General features: G+C 47.7%; 10 protein-coding genes. 4 read left to right on the plus strand and 6 right to left on the minus strand.

All coding sequences use genetic code 11. The annotated features are described in order from the left end of the window. Positions 1–162: 162 nt before the first annotated feature. From QUB08_RS25745 to QUB08_RS25765, 5 genes are all read right to left on the minus strand, one after another. Positions 163–2,445: a lipopolysaccharide biosynthesis gene (locus QUB08_RS25745; RefSeq protein ID WP_333228312.1), complete on the minus strand. Its 2,283-nt coding sequence runs from the start codon at positions 2,443–2,445 to the stop codon at positions 163–165. Between the two features lie 169 nt (positions 2,446–2,614). Then, positions 2,615–4,177: a polysaccharide biosynthesis/export family protein gene (locus QUB08_RS25750; RefSeq protein ID WP_333228313.1), complete on the minus strand. Its 1,563-nt coding sequence runs from the start codon at positions 4,175–4,177 to the stop codon at positions 2,615–2,617. A 128-nt stretch (positions 4,178–4,305) separates the two neighbouring features. After that, entirely contained in the window at positions 4,306–5,025 is a 720-nt protein-coding gene (locus QUB08_RS25755) for a cyanoexosortase B system-associated protein (protein ID WP_333228315.1), read from the minus strand. Continuing rightward, the gene (gene crtB, locus QUB08_RS25760; protein WP_333228351.1) at positions 5,025–5,900 is read right to left on the minus strand and encodes a cyanoexosortase B; all 876 of its coding nucleotides are present in this window, start codon (positions 5,898–5,900) and stop codon (positions 5,025–5,027) included. The genes QUB08_RS25755 and crtB overlap by 1 nt, the downstream gene beginning before the upstream one ends. 149 nt (positions 5,901–6,049) lie before the next feature. Then, positions 6,050–7,210: a DegT/DnrJ/EryC1/StrS family aminotransferase gene (locus tag QUB08_RS25765; RefSeq protein WP_333228317.1), complete on the minus strand. Its 1,161-nt coding sequence runs from the start codon at positions 7,208–7,210 to the stop codon at positions 6,050–6,052. A gap of 189 nt (positions 7,211–7,399) precedes the next feature. Between QUB08_RS25765 and QUB08_RS25770 the strand changes: the two genes are divergently transcribed. From QUB08_RS25770 to QUB08_RS25785, 4 genes are all read left to right on the plus strand, one after another. Next, the gene (locus tag QUB08_RS25770; protein WP_333228319.1) at positions 7,400–8,437 is read left to right on the plus strand and encodes an NADP(H)-dependent aldo-keto reductase; all 1,038 of its coding nucleotides are present in this window, start codon (positions 7,400–7,402) and stop codon (positions 8,435–8,437) included. A 446-nt stretch (positions 8,438–8,883) separates the two neighbouring features. Next, positions 8,884–9,516 carry a COP23 domain-containing protein gene (locus tag QUB08_RS25775; RefSeq protein WP_333228321.1) on the plus strand — a complete coding sequence of 211 codons (633 nt, stop codon included), beginning with the start codon at positions 8,884–8,886 and terminating at the stop codon, positions 9,514–9,516. Positions 9,517–9,537: 21 nt separating this feature from the next. Then, positions 9,538–10,440, plus strand: a complete 903-nt coding sequence (locus QUB08_RS25780; RefSeq protein WP_333228323.1) for a serine protease — start codon at positions 9,538–9,540, stop codon at positions 10,438–10,440. 279 nt (positions 10,441–10,719) lie between these two features. Continuing rightward, complete coding sequence (locus tag QUB08_RS25785; protein WP_333228325.1) at positions 10,720–13,452, plus strand: FHA domain-containing protein; 2,733 nt, start codon at positions 10,720–10,722, stop codon at positions 13,450–13,452. Between the two features lie 114 nt (positions 13,453–13,566). On the opposite strand, the gene QUB08_RS25790 is transcribed toward QUB08_RS25785, so the two are convergent. Then, positions 13,567–14,434, minus strand: an 868-nt coding sequence (locus QUB08_RS25790) for an SdrD B-like domain-containing protein (RefSeq protein ID WP_333228327.1), incomplete at its 5' end; no start/stop codon positions are given.

Consider the following 14,434-nt stretch of genomic DNA (forward strand, 5'->3'; position numbering starts at 1 on the left):
AGGTAGGCACAGATATTTTTCCTACAGTGAAGGTATGAAAATCCTTAGTCATCAAAGCCAGAACTGCGGAATGTGGGCTTTAAGCTTAAGCTGCTTAGGTCGCCGCCTACAATATATTCATATTTCGTTGAGGATTGCTTTACAAGAATTAAGCCAAATAAATTAGCTCAATTTACTATTAATCGCCTTATTTTTAGGATTTGACTGCTGCGGTAATTGCCTCGATCGCACTTCGATCGCGCGATCGCCGATCGCACTCACAGGCAACTCCCATTCATCAATATCAATATCATTGCGGAACTTCACCGGAATATCAGCACCGTTAATAATCGCTCCCAATAGCCGCGGCCCGGATTTATGCGACTCCTCATCCTCAGATTCCAGCAACTGATCTGCAGCCTCAGACAACATACTAGACAAAGTGTAACCAGGCCGCGCCACCAAAATCATACCGTCCGTGTACGGTTCCAGCGTCAGCGCGTCGTTGCACTCGCTCAAGGCCGGAGAATCCACAACCACAAAATCAAAGCGGTTGCGAACATCCTCAAACAATCTCCGCATTTCGCTTGATTCTAGTACGGCCGAGGCTTGTCGCAAAAAGCCCGGACTCGGTACGACGTATAGGTTCTCTACCTCTGGAACCAAAAGGACGCACTCGCTCATATTGCCGTAATAGTGCAAAGGTTCCACAGTCGCCAAAGGATCAGCAGAAATTTTCAAAGATTCAACGTTAGAAGGCGATCGCAAATCTGCTTCAATTAGCAAAGTCCGTTTACCCGATCGAGCCGATGCAATTGCCAAATTGTAAGCACTAAAACTTTTCCCCTCCAAAGGCGCCGCCGAAGTCAGCAACACCACCTTCACCGGTTTGTTCCCGATCCGGCGCAAATTAGTACGCAACCGCTCGTAAAATTCCAAATATGGAGAATTTACCTCTAGGGCCAGAGGCATTTCATCGCCGTAGGAATCAAACACCGTCACTTCAGGCAAAACTGCCAGTATCGGCACCTCTTTTTCCACCAAAGCCGCCCGCACTTCTTCCCAACTGTAAAACTTGCCGTTGAGCATCCCCAACAAAAATATCAACCCCCCGCCCAGCAGCAATCCCACAAATCCGCCCACCGCCAGCATCACGGGCAAACCTCTCTTGTTTGACTCAACGTCATCAGTTTGCGGCCATTGGGCGATTCTCAAACTCCCCGTTGTCTCAGCTACCGCCGCCTCAGCATCTACCAAAGCCGACAGCATCTTGTCGTAGAGAGCTTTTTTGAACGCCACTTGCTGCGCTAACCGCGCTTGTTCTAACTGCTTGTTAGGGATTGTCGCGTGTTCCCGACGCAATTCTTGTTCAGTTTTCTCGATTCCTTGGAGTTGCTGTTGCACCGTATCCCGCTGCGTTTGCAAAGCAATCAAAGTTTGAGCTAACTGCTGTCTGGCAGGATCTAAAGAAGAGTCTACCCGAATTCGAGCGGCACTTCTGAGCGGGGCCGCCACCCCGTTACCGCCGAGTACCTCAGATTGCCGCTGCTGCAACTGCTGCTCAAAAGCTTGTTTTTGTTTGAGCAATTCTACAATTTTCGGGTGTTCCTCCTGCAAGTCGCTGCGGAGAATTTTGAGCTGAGATTCGATCGAAAACAATTGCACTCGCAGTTGGGCAATAATTGGATCGGCAGAGAGTGCTTGAGCGACGTAAGCTTGCTCCACATTCAATCCCAAGCGATCCTGCAAACTGTTAATTTGAGCTTCTATTCCTCCCAACTGCACGCGGAGTTGCCGCTGCTGCTGTTGGCTGCTGGTAATCGCTAGCGGCAAAGCACCGCTCTGAGCTGCTAAAATTGAAGTTCCTTCTCGTTTTTCGTAGGCTTCAAGTTTTGCTTCCGTCTCTCTGAGTTCCTGAGTTACTTTTGGCAAACGCTGGTTAATTTGGGTGATCGTTGCTCGCAGTCTAGAAGTATTAAATTTTTTGCTGTACTCCACCATTTCGTTCATCAGCGTCTCTACTACCTCTACTGCTTGTTTACGATCGGCATTTTTGTACAATACTTGAATCAAAGCGCTGGGGTCATTATTCTTACTGGGCATCTTTATCTGCACGTCTTTTCCCAGTTTTTTAGCCAAAGCTTGTACTTTTTGGGCCGCTTCTTCTTTGTTTAATTTTTCTTCGGGTTTGATGAGTTTTTCTGCTGCTGGTTTAACCACCATTTTATCCAGCAGCATATCTTTAGTTATTTCTTGTCCTTCCTGTTGAATTTTAGTAGTAGTAGATGAAAAAATCACGCTCGGTCTGTCGTAGGCCAGCGTACCTATTGCAACGTAAACTGGCGCCGCCTTTGGCTGCAGGGCCACTACTCCCGACACGCCCACAGTCACCGCGAGGGTAGCCAGTCCCACCCACTTGTATTGGTCGAAAGCAATTAAATAACGTTTAACAACGGATAAAGTCATGACGATTTTATATTTTAGATTTGAGATTGCTAATTTTTAACGATAACTAATGATTGCTGACAAATGCTACCCATTTCTCAAAAAGCTGCAACTGTAGGTAAGTTGTAAACGCATATCGCATAAGTCATTCCCATCGAAAATCGAAAATCGAAAATCGAAAATCGTAGGACTACCTATTATTACGTGACGGGCCGAACAAATCTGTTACTCCATTTCTCAACTGCTCAAAGAACAGAATAAATCCCAAAGTATCCCGGAATGGTCGAGTAAAAGTGTTGAGTACATAACCAATGCGCTCTACCAAATTCCTACCAATCACAATCACATCATTATCTTCGAGCATCGGGTTCTGAGAAACATTGCCCTCCAACGCAGCTTTAGCATCTATCGAACGGTTGATTGCTCTACCTTGCTTTTCGTCGAACCGAATCAGGGCTATTTTCCGCAAGTCAGCAAGATTAACAGGCAAGTTGTTGAGAGCATCCAAAAACCTGCTGCCATTTTCAACGTAGAACGAGGTCAAACCACCACTAGCGTAACTCAAAACTCGAACGTAGATCCTGGGCTTAATCAAAGTAGACCGCGAAACCAGAGCTTTGTCGTAGTCTAGGTTTTTGGTACTAGCGTCCAATTCCGGGATGACAATCACATCTCCCGATGCCAAAGGAAAATCGAACAAATCGTTACCGTTTGCTAGGGGAGTGTAGAGGTCGATTGGTTCCTCCACCGAGGAGCCGTTCATCAGCGTCCGCCGCACTCGCACCTCGCGCAAATCGGCTTTTCCCGTGACTCCCCCCGCAGTCACCAAAGCAGCCGAAATTCTACCAGAACCCGCCGGAAGCGTGTAAAAACCTGGTTTGCTGACTTCTCCGGTGACAGTGACTTGGACGGGGACAGCAGCAGCAGCGAGGCTGTACCTGGATGCTAAATCTTGATCGGATTTGCGATCGGGCGTAACCTGTTTATACGGTACGACGATCGCATCTCCATCTTCCAAACGCAACTCCGGTGGAGCAATACCAGTTTGCAACGGTGTCAAAATATCAACAACTTGCTCCGCCACAGCACCGGACGGCAGAGTCCGCCGCACCCGCACCGCCCGCAGTTCCGCCGTAGGATTAGTCCCAGCAGCCGCCGCCAAAGCCGCAGGAAGCTGGGGGGTTTGCAGCGGATAAAAACCCGGTCTGGCCACTTCCCCCGTCACCGTCACCACTACGGGGCGCTGAACCAGCAAAGCAGCCGAGACTTGAGGATTTTTGATAAATTGACCAAAGCGCTCCCGGAGGCGCTGCTGTGATTCTTCGACGGTAAGACCACGCACATTTACTGTTCCGATTAGCGGCAGTACAATTACCCCTTCAGGGCTGATTGCACCCGTAAAACCTAGCTCTGGGAAGCGCTGAACTTGAACAGAAATCTGGTCTCCCGGGCCCAGGCGGTAGGGCCGATTCCGAAAAGCTGGGTTAATATCCCGGTTGAAATTGGCAGGCGGCGGTGGCGGTGGCGCCACGAGTCGCTCGTCTCTTGGAACAACAGATTGAGCTAAAGCCGTTCCCGAAAAATTTTTGCTATTAAAACCCCAGAATACAGCAGCAAAAGATAGAGTCCAAGCAGTTGAATGCAGGCCTGCCAAGTAAAAAGCGAGGCGATTTTTAATAGTGGATTTTCCCCGCCTTTTCAGAGGATTTAAAAAAGTATTATTTTGAATAAGGCTCTGACTTGTAAGTTTCATCTAAATATAGCGAGGAGAAAAAACAATAAGATATTTTCGGGCGGGTTGAACCCAGATATTTACTAGGAAGCAGTTGATTGTGGCAAAACTCGCCCACGCCCTAGGCTGATTTATTTGCACCTACCTGCTTACTGAAACCGAAAAGTTTCTGTAATTAATTTAGCCTGGACACTTTCGGCAAGAGATTCCAGCAATGGTTGAGCTATCTTAATGTCCCCCTGCGGTTGAATGGGAAGGATGATATTGACAGCAACCCAAGAGGCGCGGCGGTTCGACAGTCTAGCAATACTGTCTTCCCAAAACCAACGGCTGGTTGCTGGAGAACCCCCGTTAGGCCAAGCGTACCACTGCAGGACAGCAAAAGTTTGTTGGGGAGTCCAGCTTCGGAAAAACCTCGCCTCGACAGTAGGCGGTGGCTGGTCGGGTATTGGTGCTAATTTAACTGTAAACCTCAAAGTGCGATGAGAATCGGTTTGCCACCGGTGAAATCCATCGATATCTAGCCATTCTACTTGGGGCTGGTTTTTGGGGTAATTTTGAGGCAACAGCAATAAAATGGCAATTGTTTTATCCTTTTTAATTTCTTGAACTAACCATCGGTGAGCGCCAATTTGGACGTTATTCTGAACGGCTAGAACCTGCCACCCAGGGATTTTTATTCCGTTTTGGCGCAAACTTCTTAATTGCTTGAGATTGGCAAGAATTGGCGGGTTTGTCCAAGGCCACCTTCCCGTCGCGTAGCCGGGAATTGCTACTGCCCCAACTAATACCAGCAAAAACACCAATACCATAATTTTAGATAATTGATACCGCCGCAGTAGTTTCTGTACTGAAATCATCTGTTTCATTAATTGTCAGACTGACTTGGGAAATACTTTTCCATCCCGTTGAGGAGAAGTACCAATAACCCTAGTATACAAGCAGAATATAAATCTCCGCCCCATCCGGCGTGCAGCCAAGTAAAAAGCGCCTCTCTGTCGGTTCCGTGAAAGTAAGTTAGCAAAGTATTGCGAAAAATGTTGGAAGTGATGCTAATAATGGATGTAATCACTAAAAACAAAAGACTTTTTATTCGAGACCTCCAAACTCCCGTCCAATCCAGCAGAATTAAGCTGACATAAAGACTGGTAAACAGCATTTTTAAGCCTGCACAGTGTGGAGCAACTTCTACAATGCGCTCGTTTACGTACAGATAAATTTCTTCGACTCTGACGTTGATACCAATCTTAAGTAATATCCAGCCTGATGTTTCAGCAATGAATTGCTGTAAGGGCAAGGCGTAGGGTTCTATGAGGTAAGGAATGTGGTTCGGCGAGGCCAGAAATACGAATAAAAGCGGCATCGCCTGCAATTTCAAGCCGGGAATTCCTTTTAAAGATAAGCAAATGCTGGCTAGCATTACGGGGAGGGATAAATTTACTAAATCGCTCAAGCGACTCAGATAAAAAAGCGTGGCTAGTACCAGCAAAAAGCCTCCCAAAGGATGCGGTGAGTTGGGCAAGCAGCGCCAGCACTTTCGGTTCATCCAAGCAATATAAGCTGCGTAGGGCAAACCAATTAGTCCGTGGCTGAAATATTCGTGTTCGAGGCTGATGCTTTTGTTGAACCAGCCGTCGTACCAGTGTACTAGCAAGGGGGCGTACAGCAGCACTAGGAGCGCCGTGATACCTTCCCCCAGGAGGTATCGCTTGAAAACAATGCGAATTTTGCGCTGGATGTGCATGGTGTGAGAAGTGTTAAGATTGCCGCGCTGGATTCGCAACGCTTTGGGGTTTTAAACTGTCAGTTAAAGGTTTATTAATTCGCCACAGAAACGCTTTGAGAACCTCACCTGACTGCTTGAATCACCTGCAGCATAAGTTTTATGAACAATTAGCAATTCAATGATAGTACGATCGCCCCAACAACTTGCTCGATCTGAGTATTGCTCAATCCGGGATACATTGGCAATGATAAAATCTGTTCGCACAGGGTTTCTGCGTGGGGGAAGTCGCCCCGATTCCCTAAGTTTTGGTAGGCGGGTTGCAGGTGACAAGGTACGGGATAGTGTATGCCTGTTTGAATGCCGTGTTGGGCGAGTTTTTCCTGAAGCGTGTTGCGGTCGATCCTCTTCGAGGGCTTCGCTAACGAGCTTTTCTCAGTAATTTTGATAACATAGAGGTGATAAATGTGACCGCTGCTGCTGTAGTTGGCGATCGGTACAATGCCTTTGTGTTTCAATGGTGCTAGTAGAGTATTGTAGTGTTGAGCAGCGTCGGTGCGATCGCGATTCCATTTTTCTAAGTAAGGCAATTTAACATTGAGTACGGCGGCTTGCAAATTGTCGAGGCGGCTGTTGCTACCGATTTCTGTGTGCAAATATTTGCTGGGTGCTCCGTAATTGCGGAGAGTTCGCATTTTTTCTGCGAGTTGTGCATCATTAGTAATTAACATCCCGCCGTCGCCAAAAGCACCGAGGTTTTTGCTGGGATAAAAGCTGAATGCTGCTGCTTTACCAATGGAACCCGCCCGGTATCCTTCTCTGTGGGCTAAGTGTGCTTGGGCGGCATCTTCAAATATGATTAAATCGTGGCGGTTCGCAAAATCTAAAAGCTGCCGAGGCGATACCATTTGACCGTAGAGGTGTACGGGGATAATTGCTTTAGTTTTCGAGGTAATTGCTGTTGCGGCTGCTGTGAGGTCAATCAGGGCAGTTTCCGGGTCGCAATCAACAAGAATAGGTATAGCTTTTGCTTCGAGGACGGCGATCGCGGTGGCAATAAAAGTGTTAGCGGGTATGATAATTTCGTCGCCCGGATTAATGCCGCAAGCTTGGAGTCCCAGAGCGATCGCATCAGTTCCGCAAGCCACTCCTACGCCGTATTTTACTCCTGAAGCTGCTGCAAATGCTGTTTCAAATTCTGTCAGTGCTTGACCTAAAATAAAATCTCCTTGCTCGATAATTTTCCCAATTGTTTCTGTTATTTGAGATTGGATTGGTTGGTGTTGCAGGGAGAGGTTGACAAATGGAACTTTTGGCGGGCGACTACTCATACATCAGACGAATACGAATTATTTATATTAACATTTAAGTGCGGATATCTTTTAAAAGTTTTTAACCGCAGAGGTCGCAGAGAGCGCAGAGGAAGAGAGGAGAAAGCCTCGCGCACTTTTCTGGATTTGTCAATTAAATCAAGGTTTTTCTGTAATATAGAATCAGATATTTTTCCATTAATCAAACTCATGGAATACAAAAAACTGGGCGACAGCGATTTATCAGTATCTGAAATCTGTTTGGGTACGATGACTTATGGCCAGCAGAACACCGTTGCAGAAGCGGCGCAACAGCTCGATTTTGCGATCGATAGAGGAATCAACTTTATCGATACGGCCGAAATGTATCCCGTCCCTGGAAAGGCGGAAACTCAGGGTAAAACAGAGGAATATATCGGCGAATGGTTGGCGAAACAGCAGCGGGATAAAGTCATTATAGCGACTAAAGTGGCGGGCAGAAGCACTCGATTAAAGTGGATTCGGGAAGGGAAAAATCAGATCGATCGCCCAAATGTCGAAAAAGCCCTGAATGACAGCCTGAAGCGCTTGCAAACGGACTACATCGACCTCTATCAGATCCACTGGCCCGATCGCTATGTGCCCTTATTTGGCGCGCCTGATTACGACATCGCCCAAGAGCACGAAACTGTACCGATTTTGGAACAGTTAGAGGTATTTGCTGATTTAATTAAAGCTGGCAAAATCCGCTATTTGGGTTTGAGTAACGAGACGCCTTGGGGAGTTTGTGAGTTTTGCACGTTGGCTGAAAAATACGGCTTGCCGAAAGTTGTTTCGATTCAGAATGCTTTCAGTTTGAGCAATCGGACATTTCACCTAAATTTAGCAGAAACTTGCCACTTTAAGAATGTGGGATTGATGGCTTACAGTCCTTTGGGATTTGGGCTGTTAACGGGTAAATACTTGAATGGAATTCCCGAAAATTCTAGGTTGGCTTTATTTGCGGGATTTGGTCAGCGTTACGATAAAACTAATCTGAACGATGCGGTGAAAGCGTATGTTGAGATTGCGGGGAAACATGGCATAAGTCCGGCGCAGATGGCTTTGGCGTATGTGCGATCGCGCTGGTTTGTAACTAGCACTATTATCGGTGCAACAAGTCTCGAACAGTTGGAGGAAAATATCGGTAGCTTGGAGGTGAATTTGGATAAGGAGATTGTAGCGGAAATCGATGCGGTACACGCTAAGTATCCGAATCCGACACCGTAAGATATCTCGGCGGTTGAAACCGCTTCTACACACACAAAGTCCGCCTGCGCTGACTAAGAGATAAAGGGAGGATTTAAGCAACCGCAAACGATATGAGGGGGTGAGCCGGAGGGACCACTTGCCAGGGGCTTTAGTCTACAGTTAAGGGGGAAAGTCAAGATTAGTTCAAATTCCCCTGAGATGATCTTGACTTATCTCAGAGCCGTATGTTATAAAAGATTAAATAGATATAACTCTACAATTTATACCAGATTCATCAAGTGCATCGCTGCTTTGAGGACTTGAAAGGTTAAGTGGCTGTATTAGCATAGCCGGCAGTTAGGCATCAGGCTAATTTTCCGATAAAAGTTAGCCAAACTGTTGCTGGAAGTTGTATAATCGCTGTTATTACTCAAGATAACTCAAAGTTTGAATTCAATTAATTTTCTCCAATAGGTTAACTCAAAATGACTAAATGGCAATCACTAACGGCTGCGGTGACATTGGGCGCGATCGCGATCGGCACTGTCACCGCCTTCAATCAACCGAGTTATGCTCAAGGCACCACCTTCTTTTGTGGCGTAAGTAGCGACGGTATACCAACCACCTTTGCCAATACCAAGCGAGGAACGGTTGCAGTCGTGAAGTGGAATTCTGAATATTTTAGCTATTCAGGATACACCCCAGAGAGCCGCTGCCAAGAAGTATCCAGTCGCTTCCAAAAGCACTATAGCAGAGGCTCTCTGAGCTTCCTCACGGCTGGATATCTTAACGGCCAGGCAGCTATTTGTGCAGGAAATAGCAACCCTCCATGCACTTCGGACAAATTGCTTTTCACCCTCAAACCAGGGTCAGATGCAGCCGCTCGTATCCAACAAATATTTAATATTAGTGTTGGTGCATCTAACGCTCCCCTTCTAGAAAGTGCCGATAGCAATTCATCTGCTAGCGTCGATTTTAACAGATTTCTAGAACAAGCGCCCGTCGTTCAAACCGCTGGTTCGGCTCCTAATCCTGCTCTCAATTCTCAACCCGCTGCTGTTCCCACTCGCCCTGTGCCCAACGTTGAGCCGAGTAACGGTGGTAGCGCGCCTTGGTAAAAATCACTGAGGTAATGAAGCATGAATTGGTCGAGCTTGCGGTTTAAACTCCGTTTCAGCTATTTGTTAATCGCCTGTATTGGCTGTTGGTATACTCAACAGCCAGTACAGTCCTTACCTGTCAGTGGATCGCGCTTGATTGAGGTAAATGGCAGCCGAGAAAACGCTCAACAACTGACAGTAGCCCAAATCAAAAATGAGGCACGGGCGATCGCAGTTAAAGTCCTATCTGGATACGGTGCAGGTTCAGGAATATTGATTAAAAAGCAAGGCCAGACCTACACAATCCTTACCAACAATCATGTTTTAGCCGTGGGCGAAAGCCACCGCATTCAAACTCCAGATGGGAAAATATATCAGGGTGAATTGCTCAGAAATCGCTCTTTTGACGGCAACGATCTCGTTCTATTGCAGTTCAGAAGTACGAGGGAATATTCAGTAGCGCGGTTAGCTTCATCACCCGTCGCAGTAGGAGATAAAGTCTTTGCTACGGGGTTTCCCGGTCAAGAGGGTTCTGAAAAAAGAGGGTTTGAATTTTTGTTAGGGACTGTTTCCTTTCTGTCTCCAAAAGCATTAGTTGGAGGTTATCAGATTGGTTATAGCAATCCAGTTGAAAAGGGAATGAGTGGCGGGCCGCTGCTAAATAGCAGGGGGGAAGTTGTGGGAATCAATGGAATGCACGCCTATCCTTTGTGGGGCGATCCTTATGTATTTAAGGATGGTTCTAAGCCGAATTTGCCCAGAGATTTAATGATCGAATCTAGTTGGGCAATTCCGATTGAGACCTTTGTGCAACTAGGCAATAAATCGGCAGGCGACACACCCATAAGAGTCTCTCATCCTCTTCCATCTCCAGTAATTTCTTATCCTCAACCGCAAGATGAGTATAGAGGTAGCGCCCCGGAAAATGGACGGTTGTGGTGAAGGCTAATTATTGCTCAATTAGCCATTCATAAATTTCTCCAAAACGGAAACCCATCGCCTCAAGGCCAAGGGAGGAGTTTTTGCGGCTGTCTTCGGCAGTGAGGATATTTGGTTGAATGACACCATGAGTCAGTATTTCCGCTATAATTTTAGATTGTTTAGCAGATTAAAAATATTAATTTTTATTAAAAAGTGCAGGATAGTTAAGAAGAGAAACATCTTTGACCAAAGTTAGTGGCAGTATGAGAGAAAAGACGTAAGATTAATGGAAATAGCTCTATGCCTGTATCGCCAGCCATTTTAAAAATTCACAAGGGTAGCGAACCTGTCTGGGAATACTCAGTTAATACTGAAGTCGTAACTATCGGCCGCGCTACCGACAGCGATTTAGTCATTAATGACCCCCTCGTGTCGCGCCAGCACGCTCAAATCAGGAGAAACGGCGATCGCTATCAAATTACAGATTTCGGCAGCACTGACGGCACGCGCGTCAACAAGATCCGGCTCCAACCCAACATTCCTCACCCCCTAGCAAACGGCGATACCATCAGCATTGGCTACAGCGAATTGCAGTTTATTCTTAATAGCAACAGTGTGCCTACTACTGTCAGCCCGCATCAAAAGCTGTCTTCAGACGGGGCGACAGTGGTTGCCCATAATTTTGTGGGGGAGGAAACATTATTCCTCAGCCAGTTAGACCTGCGGGGGCGCGACATCCTGACAATCGGGCGCGAACCCAAAAATAACACTGTCGTCAACCATCCAGCCGTCTCCCGGTTTCATGCCAAAATTACGCGGGAAAACGGCTCCTTCATCCTCAAGGACTTAGACTCCACCAACGGCACCTACGTCAACGGCAAGCAAATATCGGAACGGACGTTGCGAGTAGGCGATAGCGTCCGCATCGGCCCTTGTCGCTTCGTTCTCAACGTGGACGAAACGATGGTGCGCTACAACGAAGAGGGCAACCTCCGCATTGATGTAGTTCACCTGAGTAAAGTTGTCAACAAAGGCACACCAGACGAAAAAACCCTGCTCGACGACATTTCCCTGTGCGTTGAGGCGCGGGAGTTCGTTGTCATTGCTGGTGTCAGTGGCGGCGGCAAGTCTACCCTCATGGACGCGCTCAACGGCTTTCGGCCCGCTACCAGCGGCGGAGTCCTAGTCAACGGCGCTGACCTCTATAAGAACTTCAACGCCTACCGCAACGAACTCGGCTACGTCCCCCAAAAAGACATCATTCACCTGGAATTGACCATTTACCAAGCCTTAGACTGCGCTGCCAAGTTGCGAATGCCCGCAGACACCACAGCGGCAGAACGGCAGCAGCGCATTAATGAAGTGCTCACAGATTTGGGACTCACCCAGCGGCGAGATGTACAAATTAGCGCCCTGAGCGGCGGCCAGCTCAAGCGGGTGTCGATGGGGGTGGAGTTGCTGGCAAAACCCAGTTTGTTCTTCCTAGACGAAGCGACTTCAGGGCTAGACCCCGGCACGGAAGCAGACGTAATGAAGTTGCTGCGGAAGTTGGCTGACCAGGGCCGCACGGTGCTGCTGATCACTCACGCCACAGAAAACGTGACTTTGTGCGATTTGGTGGTGTTTTTAGCGGCGGGGGGGCGAGTTGCCTACTTTGGGCCTCCAGCAGAAGCGCCTGCCTATTTCGGTGTCGAGAAGTTCAGCGAAATTTACCCCCTCGTCGAAGGAAAAGCGCCCGATCCCAGAGTGGCGCGGGTAGTGCCTCCCGAAGAGTGGAAAAAGCGCTACCTCCAGTCGCCCCAGTATCAAAAATACGTGGTGGAACGGCAGAAAAATCTCAGCGCCGAGGCACAGGGCGGTGGGCAAGGGTACAGTGGCTCTGGCAAACTGTCGAATGTCAAATCCAAGCCGATTTCAGCTTTGCGGCAATTCTTAATTTTGTCGAGCCGGAACTGGACTTGCCTGTTCCGCGATCGCATTACTTTAGCTCTCACCTTTGCAGCGACTCCACTGATCGCTTCCTTGGACTTCATACTCTGGGAGCGCCAGATGTTTGACGTTGAGGGGGGGAATGCAGGCAGGGCGATCGGGATGCTGTTCAACACGCCCCTGCTTGCCATCTTAATTGGCAGCTTGCTGACCATGCGCGAGATCGTCAAGGAAGTCGATATTTACCGCCGCGAACACCTGATCGGGATCCAAGTTCTCCCCTACATCCTCTCTAAAGTAGGGATGGTTGTCATCCTCGCCCTGTACCAGGCAGCAGTCATTCTGCTGTTTAAGAAAATGGCGATTGATTTCCCGGACGGCCTAGACTGGGGGGCGATGTATGTCACTCTGGTTTTGGCAACCATTGCAGGCATGATGATGGGCCTGGTCGTTTCCGCCATTTCGCCCAACCAAAACATCGCTCCCATGCTGACGATCCTGTTTTTAGTCCCTCAAATTACTTTTGGGGGGGGAACAGTGCCAGTACCGGCACTGTCCCCTATCGGTCAAGTGGTGAGCAACTTTACCTTGACGAAATGGTCGTTTGAGTCCTTGGTAACGCTCGTGAAAGTGGGGAACAATATTGCCGAAGACCCCTGTTGGAGGGACAAGTCAAAATCGGAACGGGACAAACTGACGGACAAGCAGAAGGAGGAACAGTGCAAGTGCTTGGGACCAAAACTGTTCGAGGGCTGTCAAGTGGCGGGAATTAAGGATAAAGATCGACCGTTTACTAACAAGGCTGAACCGGCCAAACCGGCAGATCCGGGCAAATTCCCCGATGACTTGAGCCAGTTGGACAATTACAAGAAAAAGGTGGACAATTACAAAGCAGATATGAACCGCTGGCAAGATGAGTACAGCGCGTGGAAGGGCGATCGCGAGTCTGCTATTGGCAACGCAGAAGGCATCATTGACAGCATCCACAAAGATTTTGGCAAAACTTTCGATGTGAATGTTTCTCGGAATTGGGGCATCCTGGGATTCCAAATCGCAGTCATGTTGGGCATGGTTCTCGTTGCCCAAAAGTTCAAAGACAAGTAGCTTAAAGACTTAACAGTTAACGGTTAACTTTTAACGGGAAGAGTTAACCGTTATCAGTTAACCGTTAACTGTTAACAAGTTAAACGGCGCTGTAATATTTCGATGCTGGTAGCTTCACAATAGCGTAATGTCGGCGGCACTCAAGGCGGGGGAATTGAGAAGTGTAGCTAATTGTACTTGAGATATACGGCCGCCGCCATCGGGATCGTAGAATAGGGAACCGTTAGGGCGATCGTAGATAAACTGAACGTTGATATCAAGTGCGGCGGTGTCCAAGGCGAATTGATTCGGGGAAATTGCACCGGGAATGAGGTTGCCAAAACCTACAGACGAGACAAAGATGCGATCGCTCCCCGCGACAACATCTGCTGCAATATCTTTTGTTTGATTAGGAGAGTAGAAGAAAAGATCGTCGCTGCTGAAGTCTTTTGGGATGCCAGCACTGTTGCTACCAATTAGGGTGTCATTGTCTACACCTTTGTTAGTAAGGGTGTTGATGCTGCTAGCAGTTATTGTTGGCGTTGGAGTGGTCGCAGCGTTGCCAAAGAAAAGTGTGACATCACTATTAGTGAGGTTAACGTTAACAGGATTGCCAGTGGTAGTTGTGGAACCAGATGGTACGATTTCCGTTACTGCATAATTACCCGGTGATAAATTGGTGAATTGGAAGTTTCCATTAGCATCGGTAGTGGTGAAAGGTTCCTCTGGTGAATTTAGGACACCGTTATTATTTGTATCAATGAAGGTTGTCACAGTGGCAATGCCTGGTTCGCCCATATCTTGGAGACTGTTAGCATTGAGATCGTTGAAGATGAATCCGCTAATGCTTAACGCCAACGTCGGTGCTGTCGAAAAATTGACTAGGGTAGTTTCGCTAGCGCTATTATTTGCTAAATTTGGATCTGAACTTGAGGTAGAGACGCTGACATTATTGTTAATTAAGCCTGGTACCGTTGGGGTGACAACGATTGTGGTGACAACG

Origin of the sequence: Microcoleus sp. BR0-C5 (assembly GCF_036705045.1) — a bacterium.
Taxonomy (GTDB): Bacteria; Cyanobacteriota; Cyanobacteriia; order Cyanobacteriales; family Microcoleaceae; genus Microcoleus.

What these genes read in the sequence shown, in the direction of transcription:
- QUB08_RS25745 (WP_333228312.1), bottom strand. Translation starts at nt 2,445, where the DNA reads ATGACTTTATCCGTTGTTAAACGTTATTTAATTGCTTTCGACCAATAC.
- QUB08_RS25750 (WP_333228313.1), bottom strand. Translation starts at nt 4,177, where the DNA reads ATGAAACTTACAAGTCAGAGCCTTATTCAAAATAATACTTTTTTAAAT.
- QUB08_RS25755 (WP_333228315.1), bottom strand. Translation starts at nt 5,025, where the DNA reads ATGAAACAGATGATTTCAGTACAGAAACTACTGCGGCGGTATCAATTA.
- crtB (WP_333228351.1), bottom strand. Translation starts at nt 5,900, where the DNA reads ATGCACATCCAGCGCAAAATTCGCATTGTTTTCAAGCGATACCTCCTG.
- QUB08_RS25765 (WP_333228317.1), bottom strand. Translation starts at nt 7,210, where the DNA reads ATGAGTAGTCGCCCGCCAAAAGTTCCATTTGTCAACCTCTCCCTGCAA.
- QUB08_RS25770 (WP_333228319.1), top strand. Translation starts at nt 7,400, where the DNA reads ATGGAATACAAAAAACTGGGCGACAGCGATTTATCAGTATCTGAAATC.
- QUB08_RS25775 (WP_333228321.1), top strand. Translation starts at nt 8,884, where the DNA reads ATGACTAAATGGCAATCACTAACGGCTGCGGTGACATTGGGCGCGATC.
- QUB08_RS25780 (WP_333228323.1), top strand. Translation starts at nt 9,538, where the DNA reads ATGAATTGGTCGAGCTTGCGGTTTAAACTCCGTTTCAGCTATTTGTTA.
- QUB08_RS25785 (WP_333228325.1), top strand. Translation starts at nt 10,720, where the DNA reads ATGCCTGTATCGCCAGCCATTTTAAAAATTCACAAGGGTAGCGAACCT.